Here is a 16,770-nt window from a genome sequence, read left to right as displayed (position 1 = left end):
AGCGTTTATTTTGCGGGCAGCGCCCCCGGATAATGCTTCGCCACGATATCATTCATCTTCTCCACCAGATCCAGACGCTTAAATGTGATATGTCCGCTGCCCTTCTAAAAGTAGCGGATGGTGAACATATCGTCTTCAAAGACCTGCTCACGCGGATTATCGCGCACGAAGTCCATAAACTGGATAGAGACATCATGCCGGTTGTCAGGAATGGTTTTACTATCCAGCAGGTAGAGCATTCGTTCCAGATCGGCGAGCTGGTCGCGTCGCCAGCCCCAGTTCAGGCTGTAGCCCCATCGGTCATGCTTCACCAGATTGTTGACGATAGTCTTCTTGCCGAAATAACAAGGATTATTGGTTTTGTACTCCTGGCTTAACCCCTTAAATACATTGATAACCCCACGTTCGAAAACATCCTGTTCCTTAACCGGAGGTTGCGGATCGACGCCCATCACGCTGTGCAGTACATCATTACTTGGCTCGCCGTAGGTCGCCCCGGTGGTATTGACGCCAGACCATTACCTTTCTCGTCCTGTTCAAGTAGGCGAACAGACTCACGTTTTACCGTGCTGATAACCTGCGGGCTATGGGTCGTGACAATAAACTGGATCAGTGGAAATGCGCTGCGTAAAGACTGGATAATTTGCTGCTGCCAGGCTGGGTGCAGGAACATATCGACTTCATCGATCAGCACAATCCCCTGTGTTTTTAAGGCGGCTTCATCGCGTAAATGGGGGTTGAGTTTGACACAGCGAAACGCGATATCCGCTACCATTGCAACCGCATTACGCAGGCCGTCGCTGAGCTGGGATAAGGGAATCTTACCGTGCTGTGGATGGTTCATCACCAATTGCTGGTTATGGCTGGAGCTGTATTCCAGATCGTGCCAGCCAGTCACTTCCTGCGTCAGACAGTTAATGGCTTGCTGGATGGCTTGAATAGCTTCTTTCATCCGCTGAACACGAACAGCTTCTTTTAACTTTGCTGAAGGTGATTCAAGTTGTGTGATTTGATGTTCACGGTAGCTAAGCCATAACCAGCTATACCATTGTTCAAATTGCTTATAATTTGATGTGGCCGAGAGGCAATCGTCATAACCAGACAAACGTGAAAAGGCGCTGTTATCCAGACGCTGTTCAGTAGGCTGTGCCTCATAACGTTCCTGATACCACAAGCGAGCAGTCCCCAGATAAAGCATTAGGGGGAGATCAACCTGCTGCAAACTATGCTCTTCATGCACCAGCGTCTGAAGTTGTTCACCCCAACGGGTAAGGTGCGCCGCCGTCTTATCTTCATGCGGCGGCTGTTCTCCTCGCTTGTCGAGCATCCAGGTTGCCGTCTTTCCACTTTCCCATTCCCCGGTAGCCGTAATCATGGCCGGAGACGACATTTCCATGTTCAGCGCTTCGGGGCGGAAAACCAGACGTACATCTTCTGTACGGATCGCCAGCGATTTATCTTTTACGTAGAGGCCGGCATCAAAACCACGAATAAAGGGAAACAGCGCCAGGCGTACCGCATCCAGCACTGTCGTCTTGCCCGCGCCGTTCGGTGCAACCAGAATCGTAATGTGTTCATCAAAAGTAATATCGAGCTGCCTGAAACAACGAAAGTTAAGCAGTGAAAGTTTGTCGATTCTCATTACACCAGCCTCACCTGTTTTTATGTTTTAGTATAATAACATCTCTTGCCTGCAATATAGCCCGCTTTAAGCGGGCAAAGGTTACGCCTTTTATCACGTTTCAACTATTTATCCTGTTGATTAACATGGTTTTTCTAAGGAATTAATAAAATCCTTTCCTGTCGTGTCCGTAGAATATCGACAGCCTGGAGACAAGGTGACTGTTGCTGGTAACCATATTCTTTGCGATCGATACCAACTCGTTCATGTTTTTTCTTCAGAAAGTTACGGCATCGACAAACGTAGCGCCTGCGTTGATAAACGTAAGGCTATAGTGCCTTCAAGTAGATGAGTAAGCTGCGACGTTACTGCTCGTATGAACACCATCCACCCTTATGATGTGAGCCCGTACCCCCATGTGGATGTTGACCCTTTGGGCAGGCAAGCGCACCGGATGATGCCGTGACGGTAATAAAAGCGATAATCATCGCTGTAAATAATCTCTTCATATATAACTCACATTAATAAATTGGAACATATTACTACCTACTACAGAATACGCATACTTGATACGGACTTAGGGGATAATATAACGTGTACTTTAGTTTAAATTCTATCCTTCATGTGGCATAGGTTATCAGGATAGGTTTTCGTTAGGAATTTTATCTGGGATATTGAAGCAACATATTGTGGGGGGGATATGAGTTATAAATATGTTGGTAAGCATGGCTGTGATGTTGCATTGCGGATGGGCTATAAAGAATACCCCGATGAAAATGCTTATGGTGATGCCTATTATATTAAAGATGGGTTAAAATGGATATTTAATATAACAGGCTTAAAAAAACGGCTTGGCGTATACAGCGATGACGATCTCCGTAAACAGAACTATGATGTAGATACCTATTATCGAGTTGAAAACCAACAGGAAGAAATTGCAGATGATGAAATGCAATCGCGATATCATAATTTAGCGGTAGAAGAAGGAGAACCCGTGTATCTGGAGGGAGGCATGTATCTTTATCCGGATGGCTCTATACGTTGATCTCATAATTTTGGTCTGGTAAGCGTTATCTCTTTTGAGAAAGGATGAGTCTGTAAGTATGACCCACAAGCTCGTTTGGTGATTAGTTAAGTCCCGCCCGCGTTAGTCCTGGCGTACTTTTATCCCTTCTTTGCGGTCGATATTCCACAATAAATGGACGTTCGGTTTTAGCAATCGGTAAGTGGTGGTTAATAAAATAATATTCCACTTTCTCTCTCCACTTTTCCTTTCTTATTATATGCAAGAACTAGTCTTAATAATAAGCAAATACTTTATCTTGAAATAGAGGACGAATGGTGGGCATAAGAGAAGGATTTTGGCGGAAGATCACAGGAGTCGAACCTGCCCGGGACCGCTGGCGGCCCCAACTGGATTTGAAGTCCAGCCGCCTCACCGGAGACGACGATCTTCCGCGCCTCGATTGCTACATGGAGGCGCGCGCATTATAGCTACTTCCTGGCGTTTCCACATCCCCTCCCGTGCTTTTTTAACTTCCCTTTCCTTCTGCCATGATCGGTTTCATGTAAATCCCCATAAAATCCATTAGTTACATTTCATCACACTTTTTGACGCTACCCCGATCACAGAAAACAAGAATCGTAATTTGATAACTAAATAACGGAATATTCACGCTCGCAGGGAAGGTTTACAAAAACTGTAACCGGTATCAGTGAGTGTTGTGAGCGTTAAGGATGCGTAATGAAAAGTGAAATTCTCTCCGTTAAGGAGAAGATTGGCTATGGTATGGGCGATGCCGCGAGCCACATCATCTTTGATAACGTCATGTTATATATGATGTTCTTCTATACCGATATTTTCGGCATTCCTGCTGGTTTTGTCGGCACCATGTTTTTACTGGCGCGTGCGCTTGATGCCATCTCCGACCCTTGCATGGGCCTGCTGGCCGACCGCACCCGCTCTCGCTGGGGCAAATTCCGACCCTGGGTGCTGTTTGGCGCGTTGCCGTTTGGTATCGTTTGTGTGCTGGCTTATAGCACGCCGGATCTCAGTCTGAACGGCAAAATGATTTATGCCGCCATCACCTACACGTTGCTCACCCTTCTGTACACTGTGGTCAACATCCCTTACTGCGCGTTGGGGGGTGTAATAACCAATGACCCAACGCAGCGTATCTCCCTGCAATCCTGGCGCTTTGTGCTGGCAACGGCGGGCGGAATGCTCTCTACCGTACTGATGATGCCTCTGGTGAAACTGATTGGCGGCGAGAATAAGGCGCTGGGCTTCCAGGGGGGTATCGCGGCGCTCTCGGTGGTGGCGTTCCTGATGCTGGCGTTCTGCTTCTTTACCACCAAAGAGCGCGTTGAAGCGCCTGCCACCCATACCTCCATGCGTGAAGACCTGCGTGATATCTGGCACAACGACCAGTGGCGCATAGTCGGCCTGCTCACCATCCTGAATATTCTGGCGGTATGCGTGCGCGGCGGGGCGATGATGTATTACGTCACCTGGATATTGGGCAAGCCGGGCGTGTTTGTCGCCTTCCTCACTACCTATTGCGTCGGCAACCTGATTGGCTCGGCGCTGGCAAAACCGTTGACCGACTGGAAATGCAAAGTGAGCGTTTTCTGGTGGACCAACGCTTTACTCGCAGTAATCAGCGTGGCGATGTTCTTCGTACCGATGCACGCCACGATCGCTATGTTCGTCTTTATCTTCGTGATTGGCGTGTTGCACCAGTTAGTCACGCCTATCCAGTGGGTGATGATGTCTGACACCGTCGACTACGGTGAATGGTGTAACGGCAAACGCCTGACGGGGATCAGTTTTGCCGGCACGTTGTTCGTGCTGAAACTGGGTCTTGCCCTCGGCGGGGCGCTGATTGGCTGGATGCTGGCAGGCGGCGGTTACGACGCGGCGGCGAAAACGCAAAACAGCGCCACGATCAGCATCATTATCGCTCTGTTCACTATCGTCCCGGCCATCTGTTATCTGCTGAGCGCCGCGATCGCTAAACGCTACTACACCCTGAAAAGCCCGTTCCTGAAAACCATTCTGGAACAACTGGCGCAGGGCGCACACCGCAACGAACAAGAATTTACCCATAAAGAATTGCAAAACTAAAGGAACAGACTATGAAAATTAGCGACGGAAACTGGCTGATCCAGCCTGGCCTTAATTTGATTCACCCGGTTCAGGTGTTCGACGTTGAACAGCAGGGGAATGAGATGGTGGTCTATGCCGCGCCGCGCGATGTCCGCGAACGAACCTGGCAACTGGATACCCCGTTGTTTACCTTGCGCTTTTTCTCGCCGCAGGAAGGAGTGATAGGTGTACGGATGGAACACTTCCAGGGCGCTTTGGATAACGGCCCACATTATCCACTCAATGTCTTGCAAGATATCAACGTAGAGATGCAGAACAACGCCGAATTTGCCGAACTCAAGAGCGGCAGCCTGAGCGTGCGCGTCACCAAAGGCGAGATCTGGTCACTGGATTTTCTGCGCAACGGTGTACGTATCACCGGTAGCCAGTTGAAAAATAACGGCTATGTACGGGACACCAACAGCGGGCGCAACTACATGTTCGAGCGTCTGGATCTCGGCGTGGGCGAAACCGTCTACGGGCTGGGCGAGCGCTTTACCGCGCTGGTGCGTAACGGTCAGACGGTGGAGACCTGGAACCGCGACGGCGGCACCAGCACCGAGCAGTCTTACAAGAACATCCCGTTCTATATCACCAACCGTGGCTACGGTGTGCTGGTAAACCATCCGCAGTGCGTGTCGTTTGAAATTGGCTCCGAGAAAGTCTCCAAAGTCCAGTTCAGCGTTGAGAGCGAGTATCTGGAATACTTCGTCATTGACGGCCCGACCCCGAAAGACGTGCTGAACCGCTATACCCAATTTACGGGTCGTCCGGCGCTGCCGCCCGCCTGGTCGTTTGGCCTGTGGCTGACCACCTCATTTACCACCAACTACGACGAAGCGACCGTTAACAGCTTTATCGACGGTATGGCCGAGCGCAATCTGCCGCTGCACGTCTTCCACTTCGACTGTTTCTGGATGAAAGCTTTTCAGTGGTGCGATTTTGAATGGGACCCGGTGACTTTCCCCGATCCGAAAGGGATGATTCGCCGCCTGAAAGCGAAAGGGCTGAAAGTCTGCGTGTGGATTAACCCCTACATCGGCCAGAAATCCCCGGTCTTCCAGGAGCTAAAAGAGAAAGGATATTTGCTAAAACGCCCGGACGGCTCCTTGTGGCAGTGGGATAAATGGCAGCCGGGACTGGCGATTTACGACTTCACCAACCCGCAAGCCTGCGAATGGTATGCCGACAAGCTGAAGGGCCTGGTGGAGATGGGAGTGGACTGCTTCAAAACTGACTTCGGCGAACGCATTCCAACGGATGTGCAGTGGTTTGATGGTTCAGATCCACAGAAAATGCATAACCATTATGCCTATATCTACAACGAACTGGTGTGGAACGTGCTGAAAGAGACCGTCGGCGTTGAAGAGGCGGTGCTGTTCGCCCGTTCCGCCTCGGTGGGCGCGCAACAGTTCCCGGTGCACTGGGGCGGCGACTGTTACGCCAACTACGAATCGATGGCGGAAAGCCTGCGCGGCGGGCTGTCCATTGGCCTGTCAGGATTTGGCTTCTGGAGCCATGATATTGGCGGATTCGAGAATACCGCGCCGGCGCATGTCTACAAGCGTTGGTGCGCATTCGGCTTGCTCTCCAGCCACAGCCGCCTGCACGGTAGCAAATCCTACCGGGTTCCGTGGGCCTATGACGACGAGTCCTGTGACGTGGTGCGCTTCTTCACCGAACAGAAGTGCCGGATGATGCCGTATCTGTATCGGGAAGCGGCGCGCGCCAACGAAGCCGGTACGCCAATGATGCGGGCGATGATGCTGGAGTTCCCGGACGATCCGGCGTGTGATTATCTTGATCGCCAGTACATGCTGGGAGATGCGGTCATGGTAGCGCCGGTATTTAGTGAAGCGGGCGACGTGGAGTTCTACCTGCCAGAAGGCCGCTGGACGCACCTGTGGCGCAACGATGAAGTGCAGGGCAGTCGCTGGCATAAACAGCAGCATGGCTTCCTGAGCCTGCCAGTGTACGTGCGTGACAATACACTACTGGCGCTGGGCAACAATAGCCAGAAGCCCGATTACGCCTGGCATGAGGGTACGGCCTTCCAGTTATTCCATCTGGATGACGGCTGCGAAGCGGTCTGCGAAGTCCCTGCTACGGATGGTTCGACAATCTTTACGCTGCAGGCGAAACGCACAGGCAATACCATTACGGTGAGCGGCGAAGGCGAGGCGCGCAACTGGACGCTGTGTCTGCGTAATATTACGCAGATTAGCGGTACCAAATGCGGCTCATATGCGGGAAGTGAACTGGGCGTAGTGATCACCCCGCAGGGAAATGAAGTGGTGATTACGCTTTAAATCTGAATCGCCGGATGGCGCCGTGAGCTGCGCTTATCCGGCCTATAAATGAGCAAGAACCGTAAGCCCGGTAAGCGCCATCGCCACCGGGCAAGCCCTCAATTACAGCGCTGGCTCCGTTGACGTAACTTCCCCGCCGGACACCACGCCCGCTTGCATCGTTTGCGTTATCTGCTGCTTTTGTGCGTTGACCGCGTGTAATTGCCCATTTACCGTCGGTTTCAACGGCGCATCGGCCTGAATATTGCCGCTGGCCGTGAGCTGAATATTGCCATCGCCAGCAATCGGTAATGCCGGCCAGCCCCACTGCTGTAGCACATCCATTGGTACGCCGCGTCCGTTCAGGCTGATTTGCGTCTGACGCTGCGGCAGTTGCGATACGCTGGCAGTGGCTTCCAGTATCCCTTTTCCAGTAAACGCGCTCAGATCGCTGATGTTGACCGTGCTGGCATTAGCCGTCAACGACAGCGACGGGCGGCGCACATCCACACGGTTAAAGGTTGCCGCTGCGGCGTTGAGGGTCGCATTGCCGCTCCAGACGCCCCATTGATGATGTTGTACCAGCTCCAGGTTTGCGCCGTAGCCGTCCAGAGCGGTGATTTGCCACGGGAAGGCTGGGTCGATATCAATCACCAGGTTGCGGCTGGCGCTGAATTTTTTCAGCGTCAGGCTGTTCAACCAGTCGGGCAACGGCTTCATCCATAACTGCTTCCAGTTTTCCGGCAGCGTGTACTCCAGCCCGGCGATAGCGGTATCGTCCAGAATAAGCGCTTTGCCTTCGCGTAACCAGGCGCCGGAAGTTCTGACCATACCGCCTTCCCAGCGGGTGGTGAACTGGCGTAGCGCAACGCCCTGTGGTGAAAATTCGGCGTTCAGGATTGGATCGAGCAAGTGCAGCGAGCCGTAAATAAACTCGCTGGCGTTCATCGATAATTTACCTTCCTGACTTTGCCAGTCTTCTTTGCGCAGAGTCAGATTGCGCAAACTCAGGTCAAGATCGGTGACTGCCCAGTCTGGTCCTTGCAGGCTGGAGTCCGTCACTTCAAGACGACCAAACTGCAAAGATGGAACCGTAGTAAGCGGCGCGAAAAACTCGCTCAGGGATTTATCGCTTTGTAACCGAATATCATTCAGCCGCAGATTTTCAACGACCCAACTACCATCAGCGTTACGCCGGGCGACGCCGGTTAACGCTCCGCGCGCCATATCGGCGCCGACGGTGTTTAACATCACCTGATTATGGTCGATACTGCCTTCAATAAGCACATTAGTGGCGGGAACGTCGTTTAACGTCAGCGAACCGGCGCTCAGTTGGATCTGGGCTTTATTGCCCAATACCCGACCGGCTTCGGGGTGCCAGGGCATTACGCCGCCGTTAACGCGCTGGGCGCTCAACCGCCATTCGCTGCCGGGACTATTGAGCGCCATATTGCGAAGTTGCAGGCGGTCGGCCTCAAACGGGAAAGGTGCGGTTTGCACTGAAATATTCAGCGTGCCGTCCTGTAACAGAATCGTGTCGACATGCAGCGGCGCGGTTAACTGGCGAATGCTCAGGCCGATATCTACGGTTTTCGCGACTAGGGTAGCAGGCTGACCATCACGACCAAAGGTCACATTCTCCAGTAAAAGATGGGATGGGGCGGAAAAACGATGATCCATCACGTCGAATGTGAGGTGATAACCGCTGTTCTCTGATACCCAGTTGCTGATGTGATCTGCGCCCCAGCGCGTTTGCAGCAGAAAATAAAAGCCGAAAATCACCACTAAACAGGCGATCAGCACATAGAGAAGCAACCTCCCAATCAATTTCATGGTCTTCCATCCCGTGAAATGCACATAGGGGATTTATGCACGATTTGCGTGCAATCCTCAAGACAGGAATGGTGAAAGAGCGTTACAGCAGCGGCGAATCGCGTCGCCGCCGCAGGGTTTTTACGGTTTTTCCGGCGGGAGAATCAGGTTCAGCACGATAGCCGTGATGCCGCCAGCGGCAATTCCGGATGAGAGCAGATTTTTCACCCATTCCGGCGCGAACTGCAGGATCTGCGGCTGTTGCGAGACGCCAAGACCCACGGCCAGCGACAGGGCGATAATCAGAATCGCGCGGCGGTTCAGCGGCTCACGCGAGACAATACGCACCCCGGAGGCGGCAATGGTGCCAAACATCACTAACGTGGCGCCGCCGAGCACCGGTTCCGGGATATGCTGCACAAAACCGCTTACCGCCGGGAACAGGCCGAGCACAATCAGCATCAGCGCGACGACAAATCCCACATAGCGGCTGGCGACGCCGGTCAACTGAATTACGCCGTTGTTCTGACCGAAACAGGAATTCGGGAACGTATTAAATACCGCTGAAACAAATGAGTTCAGGCCGTTAGCCAGTACGCCGCCCTTTAGCCGTTTCATGTACAAGGGGCCGGATACCGGCTGCTCGGAGACATCAGAGGTGGCGGTGATGTCGCCGATGGTCTCCAGCGACGTAATCATAAAGACCAGCATCAACGGCAGTAACAGGTTCCAGTCAATGCCCAGACCATAATACAGCGGGGTCGGCACCATCAGGATGTCCTGCGAGACTGGCGCGTTATTCTCAGGCAACATGCCCATAAACCAGGCCAAAAGATAGCCTGCCGCCATGGCAATAACCAAAGAAGCCACGCGTAGGTAGGGATTACGCTGCCGATTCAGCAGGATAATAATGGCCAGGACGACGCCGGCCAGCAGCAGGTTTTTCGGTGCGCCAAAGGTGTTGTCGCTCATGGCGGCATAGCCGCCGCCGATGGAGGTTAGCCCCACCTGAATCAGCGACAGGCCAATAATCATCACCACGACGCCGGAGACTAACGGCGTGATAATCCGGCGCGCCAGATGTAGAATGCGAGAAAGCACCATCTCGGTGCAGCTTGCCAGCATCAGCGTGCCGAACAGCGCCGCCATCATCGTCGGGACGTCCGCGCCGCCGGTTTTCAGCGCGGTACCGCCCATAATCAGCGGGGCGACAAAGTTAAAACTGGTTCCCTGGATGGATAACAGCCCCGATCCTACCGGCCCCCACGCTTTGATTTGAATAATAGAGGCTACGCCGGAGGCGAACAGCGACATGCTGATAATGTGCTGCGTATCCTGCGCCGGTAAACCCAACGCCTGGCAGATTAACAGCGCTGGCGTGATTACCGCGACAAACATGGCCAGCAGATGCTGACAAGCGGCAAAAAGTGTTTGAGGGAGCGGCGGGCGATCTTCAAGACGGTAAATTAATTCGCTGTTTTGCGTCTGCGCAACCGGTTGCGCATCTGCCGGCTCGATGGCGTTAACGGACATCAGGGACATTCTCGTGGTGGAAAAGCGGTGATTTTATCTGACCAGGTGGTAAAAGCAAACGATTGCGAGCGAATATTCTTAATATTTAAAAAAGATAAATGCACCTTTTTATATAACTTTTTGCCTTTTTCTGCTTAAAATCCATGCCGAAGACTCGCAAAGAGCTAAAAAACTGACTCAGGAAATGATTTGTGCGCACGTGTCACAGCGCACTACAGGAGCTTTAAATGTTTGAACTCGATACCTTATCGACCCTTGTCGCCGCCACGCTGGTGCTGCTACTGGGTCGCAAGCTGGTCCAGTCTGTCTCCTTACTGAAGAAATATACGATTCCGGAGCCGGTGGCAGGGGGGTTACTGGTCGCGGTTGCTCTGCTGGTACTGAAAAAAAGCGTCGGTTGGGAGGTCAACTTTGATATGACCCTGCGCGATCCGTTGATGCTGGCGTTTTTCGCGACGATCGGCCTTAACGCTAACCTTGCCAGCCTGCGCAAGGGGGGACGCGTTGTTGGCGTCTTCCTGGTCGTCGTGGTCGGATTACTGCTGATGCAGAATGCCATCGGTATCGGCATGGCGAGTCTGTTGGGGCTGGACCCGTTAATGGGGCTGATTGCCGGGTCAATTACGCTGTCCGGCGGACACGGTACCGGCGCGGCGTGGAGTAAACTGTTTGTCGAACGTTATGGTTTTGCCAATGCCACCGAAGTTGCGATGGCATGTGCAACCTTTGGCCTGGTGCTGGGCGGGTTGATTGGCGGTCCGGTAGCGCGTTATCTGGTGAAACACTCCACCACGCCGGATGGAATGCCTGACGATCAGGCCGTGCCGACAGCCTTTGAAAAGCCGGATGTGGGCCGTATGATCACCTCTCTGGTGCTAATCGAAACCATCGCCCTGATTGCTATCTGTCTGACCGTGGGCAAAATCGTAGCGCAGCTACTGGCGGGAACGGTGCTTGAACTGCCGGTCTTCGTTTGTGTGCTATTTGTTGGGGTGATCCTCAGCAATGGCCTGGCGCTGGTGGGTTTTTATCGCGTATTTGAGCGTGCTGTTTCGGTGCTGGGGAACGTGAGTTTGTCACTGTTCCTGGCAATGGCGCTGATGAGCCTGAAGCTGTGGGAACTGGCGTCGCTGGCGCTGCCGATGCTGGCGATTCTGGTGGTACAGACCATCTTCATGGCGCTGTACGCGATCTTCGTCACCTGGCGCATGATGGGGAAAAACTACGATGCAGCGGTGTTGGCGGCGGGTCACTGCGGTTTTGGCCTGGGCGCAACGCCGACCGCCATTGCTAATATGCAGGCGATTACCGACCGTTTTGGCCCCTCGCATATGGCGTTCCTGGTGGTGCCGATGGTTGGTGCGTTCTTTATCGATATCGTTAATGCGTTGGTAATCAAGCTGTACCTGCTGTTACCGATTTTCGCGCAATAATAGTTTGTACGGCGGCATTAAAGCCGCCGTGCTCATTAGGCGTTGGAATAACGTTCGGTTTCCGGCATCCAGCGCTCAATCAGCGCTTGTGCCTGCTGCGGATAACGTTCGTGAATATGACGGGCAATACGCTGAACTTCGGGGATCATGGCTTGATCGCGCAGCAAATCAGCTACTTTAAATTCGGCGTTACCTGTCTGGCGCGTGCCCAGTAATTCCCCCGGGCCGCGAATCTCTAAATCTTTTTGTGCAATCACAAAGCCGTCGTTGCTGTCGCGCAATACCTGTAAACGCTTCTGCGCCGTTTTCGACAACGGCGATTTATAGAGCAGCACGCAGTGCGATGCGACCGCGCCACGGCCAACGCGTCCTCTGAGCTGGTGTAACTGCGCCAGGCCCAGTCGCTCCGGGTTTTCAATAATCATCAGACTGGCGTTAGGAACATCGACTCCCACCTCAATCACCGTAGTGGCGACCAGCAAATGCAGTTCACCCTGCTTAAAGGCCTGCATCACCGCCTGTTTTTCGGCGGGCTTCATGCGGCCGTGTACCAGGCCGATATTCAACTCCGGTAACGCCAGCTTGAGTTCCTCCCAGGTAGCTTCCGCCGCCTGCGCTTCCAGCAGGTCGGACTCTTCAATCAGCGTACAGACCCAGTAGGCCTGACGGCCTTCGGTTGTGCAGGCATTGCGCACACGATCAATGATTTCATGGCGACGGGTATCCGGAATAGCAACGGTAGTGACAGGGGTACGGCCCGGCGGTAGCTCGTCAATCACCGAGGTATCGAGATCGGCGTAGGCAGTCATCGCCAGGGTTCGAGGAATGGGCGTTGCGGTCATAATCAATTGATGCGGATGAAAGCCCTGCTGCTGGCCTTTTTCCCACAATGCCAGCCGCTGGTGGACGCCAAAGCGGTGCTGCTCATCGATAATGACCAGCGCCAGGCCGTTGAACTGCACCTGTTCCTGAAAGATAGCGTGGGTGCCGACAATCATCTGCACCTGACCGCTGGCAATAGCCTCTTGCTGCGCCTGACGCGCTTTACCTTTTTGCTTACCCGCCAGCCAACCCACTTCAACGCCCAACGGTTCGAACCAGTTGCGGAAATTATTTGCGTGCTGTTCAGCCAGCAGTTCGGTCGGCGCCATCAACGCGACCTGCTTACCGTGGGCAATAGCGCGCAAGGCGGCAAGCGCTGCAACCAACGTTTTACCGGAACCCACGTCGCCCTGAACCAGACGCATCATCGGCACATCGAGCGCCATATCGTGTTCGATCTCTGCCACCACCCGCGCCTGCGCGCTCGTGGGTTTAAACGGCAACGACGCCAGCAGATTGTCTTTCAATATGTTGTTGGTACTTAGCGGCTGAGCGTGATAGCGCTGCGCGCCTGCGCGAAGCGCCAGCATACTGAGATTATGCGCCAGTAGCTCTTCAAGAATAAGCCGCCGCTGCGCCGGGTGTTTGCCGGTTTCTAAATCGGCGAGCTGGAGCGTCGGCGGCGGGCGATGCAAGGTACGTAGCGCCTCCGGCAGGCTCATCATACCCTGCGCCAGTTCCGGCGGCAGTAGTTCGGCAATGGCGCAGGTGTCGAGCAACTCCAGCGCCTGATCGGTAAGCTTGCGCAGTGTCGCTTGCTTCACGCCCTCGGTGGTCGGATAGACGGGGGTGAGCGTTTCCTGAAGTTCCGGCGTGCTGAGATCGCCCTGCAGGCGATATTCCGGATGGATCATCTCTGCGCCATACTTGCCGCGCTTCGCTTCCCCGTAGGCCAGCACACGTCGCCCCGTCGCCAGGCTGTTTTTCATCGCCGCGTTAAAATTGAAAAAGCGCATGGTAAGAATGCCGGAACCGTCGCTAATCTGGCAGGTCATCATCCGACGACCGCCGAAAGTGATATTGCAGTTCAGCACTTCACCTTCAACGGTGGCGTAGATGCCAGGCAGCAGTTCGCCAATGGGGTAGAGATGGGTACGGTCTTCGTAACGCAGAGGAAGATGTAATAGCAAATCCTGGACGGTATGCAGGCCAATTTTCGCCAGTTTACTGCTTTGCGCTGCGCCGACACCTGTCAGGGAATTGAGCGGAACAGCGTCTAACAAGCGGCCTGACATGGTGATTACCCTGCCGCCTGCATCGTCGCCCACCAGTCAGCATCGGCGTCGATTTCGCCCTGCTGATTGACGCGAGGATAAGGCAGACCTTTACGTTTAGCGACTTTCGCCAGCACCGGATAACCGCCCTCAAACAGCAGGCGCTGCTGTTCATCTTCCGGCAACATGCTATTTTCACGCAGATACATGCCCGCGTTCTGACGCTGACGCTGGGCTTCATAAAGAATGAGCGCGGAGGCGACGGAAACGTTCAGCGACTGTACCATGCCGATCATCGGAATGATGATATCCCGATCCGCCAGGGCTAATGCTTCCTGAGTAATACCGGTTTTCTCCTGACCCATCAGAATACAGGTCGGGCGCGTGTAATCAATCTCGCGAAAGTCTACGGCCTTATCAGAAAGATGGGTTGCCAGAATCTGCATTCCCCGTCCTTTCAAATGGGCTACCGCATCGCCAATGGTACGGTGAGTTTTCACCTGTACCCAACTGTTGCTGCCCGCCGCCGCGGAAGCCATGGTGCGCATCCGGCTACCAGGCCAGATGGCATGGACTTCATGGACGCCAACGGCATCTGCGGTACGAATGATTGCAGAAACGTTATGAGGTTTGTGGGCTTGCTCCATGCAGACCGTGAGATCAGGCTGACGCCTGGCGAGCATTTCGCATATACGCGCATAACGTTTTGGATTCATAGCGCTAGTTTCGGTTACGGGTGACTTTAATGACGTCTGGCATCACGCGGATTTTGCGCATGATATTCGCCAGATGTACGCGATCGCGTGCGGTAAGGCGAATAAAGGTACTATAGACGCGACCATCTTTCTCTTCAGTATTCAGACTTTGAATATTGGAGGTGGTCGTATTAATCGCCGCCGTCAGGTTAGCCAGCGCGCCCTGATGGTTAAACATTTCCACCTTGATTTCGGTAATGAATTCCTGCTCCGTCTCTTTGTCCCATTCGACCGCCATAAATTTCTCTGGCTCTTTCTGGTATCCACGGATATTACGGCAGGATTCATGGTGGATCACCAGTCCTTTACCTGGGCTGACGTGAGCGATGATCGGGTCGCCTGGGATCGGACGACAACACTTCGCAAAGGTGATAAGCACGCCATCCGCGCCTTTAATCGGCAGGTGGCCGTGATTCGATTGCGCAACGGTCGGCACCACGGCTTCGCCTTGCTGCAGATTTTTCGCGACCACTACGCTCATCGCGTTGCCGAGACCGATTTCCGCCAGCAGATCGTCAAGCGTTGCCAGCTTCATTCGATCCAGTTCGCGCTGAATATTTTCCTGCGGAATTTCCGCCAGCTTACGACTGCCGCCTAAAGCATGGTTAAGCAGACGACGGCCCAGGCTTACGGAGTCATCACGTTTGAGGTTTTTCAGCAACTGACGAATTTTAGCGCGCGCTTTAGAGCTGACGACAAAGTTCAGCCAGGCGGCGTTGGGACGCGCGCCTGGCGCGGTAATAATTTCGACGGTCTGACCGCTGCTAAGCGGCTGCGACAGCGGATAAGGCTGCCGGTCGACACGCGCGCCGACGCAGGCGTGGCCGATGTCGGTATGCACTGCATAGGCAAAATCCACCGGCGTAGCGCCAGCAGGCAGTTCGACAATGCGCCCTTCCGGGGTGAAAACGTAAATCTCATCCGGGAAGAGATCGGATTTTACGCTTTCGATAAATTCAAACGAACTACCGGCGCTCTGTTGTAGCTCCAGCAGACTTTGCATCCAGCGCTGGGCGCGGATCTGCGCCGTGGTGCTGGTCTCACCGTGTTCTTTATACGCCCAGTGCGCCGCGACCCCCATTTCCGCCATCTGATCCATATCTTCGGTACGGATCTGGACTTCAACAGGAACGCCGTGCGGGCCGATCATCGAGGTGTGCAAAGACTGATAGCCGTTCGCTTTGGGAATGGCTATATAGTCTTTCACGCGTCCCGGACGCGGCTTATAGAGACTGTGCATCTGGCCGAGTACGCGATAGCAGGTATCGGAGTCATGAACGATGACGCGAAACGCGTAAATGTCCATGATCGAGTGAAAACGCTGCTCTTTGAGCACCATTTTACAGTAGATCGAGTAAAGATGTTTTTCGCGACCGCTAACGCGACACGGAATTCCCGCCTCTTGCAAGCGTCCTTCGATTTCAGAGAGGATTTTTTGGATCATCTCTTTACGGTTGCCGCGCGCCGCTTTTACCACTTCTTTGATGACGCGGTAACGATTGGGATACAGCGCTTCAAAACCCAGCTCTTCCAGCTCGGTTTTAATGTGATGAATACCTAAACGGTGCGCCAGAGGACTGTAGATTTCCAGCGTTTCGCGGGCAATACGACGACGTTTATCCGGGCGTAATGAGCCCAGCGTGCGCATGTTATGGGTACGGTCAGCAAGCTTAATGAGAATGACGCGGATATCCTGCACCATCGCCATAATCATTTTGCGAAAGTTTTCGGCCTGCGCCTCTTTCTTATCGCGGAACTTGAGCTTATCAAGTTTCGACACCCCCTCTACCAGCTCGGCAACGCTTTTACCGAAAAGCTGTTCCATGTCCTGATAGGTGGCGGGGGTATCTTCAATCACGTCATGCAGCAGAGCGGCCATCAGCGTTTCGTAGTCGAGTTTCATCTCGGCCAGAATACAGGCCACCGCTACCGGGTGCGTGATATAGGGTTCACCGCTTGAACGTGTCTGGCCCTCGTGAGCGTCACGTGCAACGAGATACGCCTGCCGAAGACGCTTAATCTGGTCTTCCGGCAGGTAGGTTTGAATCAGTTGATTCAGGCTTTCAAACAGATACAAGGGCGAC

10 protein-coding genes, 1 tRNA gene and 2 pseudogenes are annotated in these 16,770 nt (G+C 53.6%); 4 read left to right on the top strand and 9 right to left on the bottom strand.

From position 1 onward, the window contains the following. Positions 1-5 precede the first annotated feature (5 nt). From ACLJPE_RS16635 to ACLJPE_RS16625, 3 genes and pseudogenes are all read right to left on the bottom strand, one after another. Positions 6-422: pseudogene (locus tag ACLJPE_RS16635) on the bottom strand (DUF4942 domain-containing protein); the annotation flags it as partial. A gap of 29 nt (positions 423-451) precedes the next feature. Beyond that, positions 452-1,642: an AAA family ATPase gene (locus ACLJPE_RS16630; protein WP_023232882.1), complete on the bottom strand. Its 1,191-nt coding sequence runs from the start codon at positions 1,640-1,642 to the stop codon at positions 452-454. A gap of 134 nt (positions 1,643-1,776) precedes the next feature. After that, a pseudogene (locus ACLJPE_RS16625) lies at positions 1,777-1,908 on the bottom strand (TA system toxin CbtA family protein); the annotation flags it as partial. 413 nt (positions 1,909-2,321) lie between these two features. Here ACLJPE_RS16625 and ACLJPE_RS16620 point away from each other — a divergent pair. Next, positions 2,322-2,666: a hypothetical protein gene (locus ACLJPE_RS16620; protein WP_023233385.1), complete on the top strand. Its 345-nt coding sequence runs from the start codon at positions 2,322-2,324 to the stop codon at positions 2,664-2,666. 317 nt (positions 2,667-2,983) lie between these two features. Here ACLJPE_RS16620 and ACLJPE_RS16615 read toward each other — a convergent pair. Further along, positions 2,984-3,078, bottom strand: a tRNA-Sec gene (locus ACLJPE_RS16615). Between the two features lie 287 nt (positions 3,079-3,365). Between ACLJPE_RS16615 and ACLJPE_RS16610 the strand changes: the two genes are divergently transcribed. Beyond that, positions 3,366-4,748 (top strand): glycoside-pentoside-hexuronide family transporter, encoded by a 1,383-nt coding sequence (locus ACLJPE_RS16610; protein WP_000834259.1) that lies wholly within the window; start codon positions 3,366-3,368, stop codon positions 4,746-4,748. A gap of 11 nt (positions 4,749-4,759) precedes the next feature. Continuing rightward, positions 4,760-7,078 carry an alpha-xylosidase gene (yicI, locus tag ACLJPE_RS16605; RefSeq protein WP_039513478.1) on the top strand — a complete coding sequence of 773 codons (2,319 nt, stop codon included), beginning with the start codon at positions 4,760-4,762 and terminating at the stop codon, positions 7,076-7,078. 102 nt (positions 7,079-7,180) lie between these two features. Here the strand turns inward: yicI and ACLJPE_RS16600 are convergent, their stop codons facing one another. Continuing rightward, positions 7,181-8,890, bottom strand: a complete 1,710-nt coding sequence (locus tag ACLJPE_RS16600) for an AsmA family protein (protein WP_039513485.1) — start codon at positions 8,888-8,890, stop codon at positions 7,181-7,183. 120 nt (positions 8,891-9,010) lie between these two features. Next, complete coding sequence (gene xanP, locus ACLJPE_RS16595) at positions 9,011-10,402, bottom strand: xanthine/proton symporter XanP (RefSeq protein ID WP_000115428.1); 1,392 nt, start codon at positions 10,400-10,402, stop codon at positions 9,011-9,013. 227 nt (positions 10,403-10,629) lie between these two features. Here xanP and gltS point away from each other — a divergent pair, with 227 nt between their 5' ends. Then, a complete protein-coding gene (gene gltS, locus ACLJPE_RS16590; protein WP_000462249.1) occupies positions 10,630-11,835 on the top strand; it encodes a sodium/glutamate symporter in 1,206 nt (401 codons plus the stop codon). A gap of 35 nt (positions 11,836-11,870) precedes the next feature. Here the strand turns inward: gltS and recG are convergent, their stop codons facing one another. Genes recG through spoT form a run of 3 tightly spaced genes read right to left on the bottom strand, consistent with a single transcriptional unit; the run spans position 11,871 to position 16,763 of the window. Further along, positions 11,871-13,952 (bottom strand): ATP-dependent DNA helicase RecG, encoded by a 2,082-nt coding sequence (recG, locus tag ACLJPE_RS16585; protein WP_023233388.1) that lies wholly within the window; start codon positions 13,950-13,952, stop codon positions 11,871-11,873. Positions 13,953-13,957: 5 nt separating this feature from the next. Further along, positions 13,958-14,647: a tRNA (guanosine(18)-2'-O)-methyltransferase TrmH gene (gene trmH / locus ACLJPE_RS16580; protein WP_410966015.1), complete on the bottom strand. Its 690-nt coding sequence runs from the start codon at positions 14,645-14,647 to the stop codon at positions 13,958-13,960. 4 nt (positions 14,648-14,651) lie between these two features. Beyond that, the gene (gene spoT, locus ACLJPE_RS16575; RefSeq protein WP_000280481.1) at positions 14,652-16,763 is read right to left on the bottom strand and encodes a bifunctional GTP diphosphokinase/guanosine-3',5'-bis pyrophosphate 3'-pyrophosphohydrolase; all 2,112 of its coding nucleotides are present in this window, start codon (positions 16,761-16,763) and stop codon (positions 14,652-14,654) included. Positions 16,764-16,770 lie beyond the last annotated feature (7 nt).

Origin of the sequence: Salmonella sp. SAL04196 (genome assembly GCF_046550835.1) — a bacterium.
Classification (GTDB): domain Bacteria; phylum Pseudomonadota; class Gammaproteobacteria; order Enterobacterales; family Enterobacteriaceae; genus Salmonella; species Salmonella enterica.
The sequence above is the reverse complement of the archived record's forward strand: the minus strand, read 5'-3'. Positions and strand labels throughout refer to the sequence as shown.

What these genes read in the sequence shown, in the direction of transcription:
- gltS (WP_000462249.1), top strand. Translation starts at nt 10,630, where the DNA reads ATGTTTGAACTCGATACCTTATCGACCCTTGTCGCCGCCACGCTGGTG.
- ACLJPE_RS16610 (WP_000834259.1), top strand. Translation starts at nt 3,366, where the DNA reads ATGAAAAGTGAAATTCTCTCCGTTAAGGAGAAGATTGGCTATGGTATG.
- ACLJPE_RS16600 (WP_039513485.1), bottom strand. Translation starts at nt 8,890, where the DNA reads ATGAAATTGATTGGGAGGTTGCTTCTCTATGTGCTGATCGCCTGTTTA.
- xanP (WP_000115428.1), bottom strand. Translation starts at nt 10,402, where the DNA reads ATGTCCGTTAACGCCATCGAGCCGGCAGATGCGCAACCGGTTGCGCAG.
- recG (WP_023233388.1), bottom strand. Translation starts at nt 13,952, where the DNA reads ATGTCAGGCCGCTTGTTAGACGCTGTTCCGCTCAATTCCCTGACAGGT.
- trmH (WP_410966015.1), bottom strand. Translation starts at nt 14,647, where the DNA reads ATGAATCCAAAACGTTATGCGCGTATATGCGAAATGCTCGCCAGGCGT.
- ACLJPE_RS16630 (WP_023232882.1), bottom strand. Translation starts at nt 1,642, where the DNA reads ATGAGAATCGACAAACTTTCACTGCTTAACTTTCGTTGTTTCAGGCAG.
- ACLJPE_RS16620 (WP_023233385.1), top strand. Translation starts at nt 2,322, where the DNA reads ATGAGTTATAAATATGTTGGTAAGCATGGCTGTGATGTTGCATTGCGG.
- yicI (WP_039513478.1), top strand. Translation starts at nt 4,760, where the DNA reads ATGAAAATTAGCGACGGAAACTGGCTGATCCAGCCTGGCCTTAATTTG.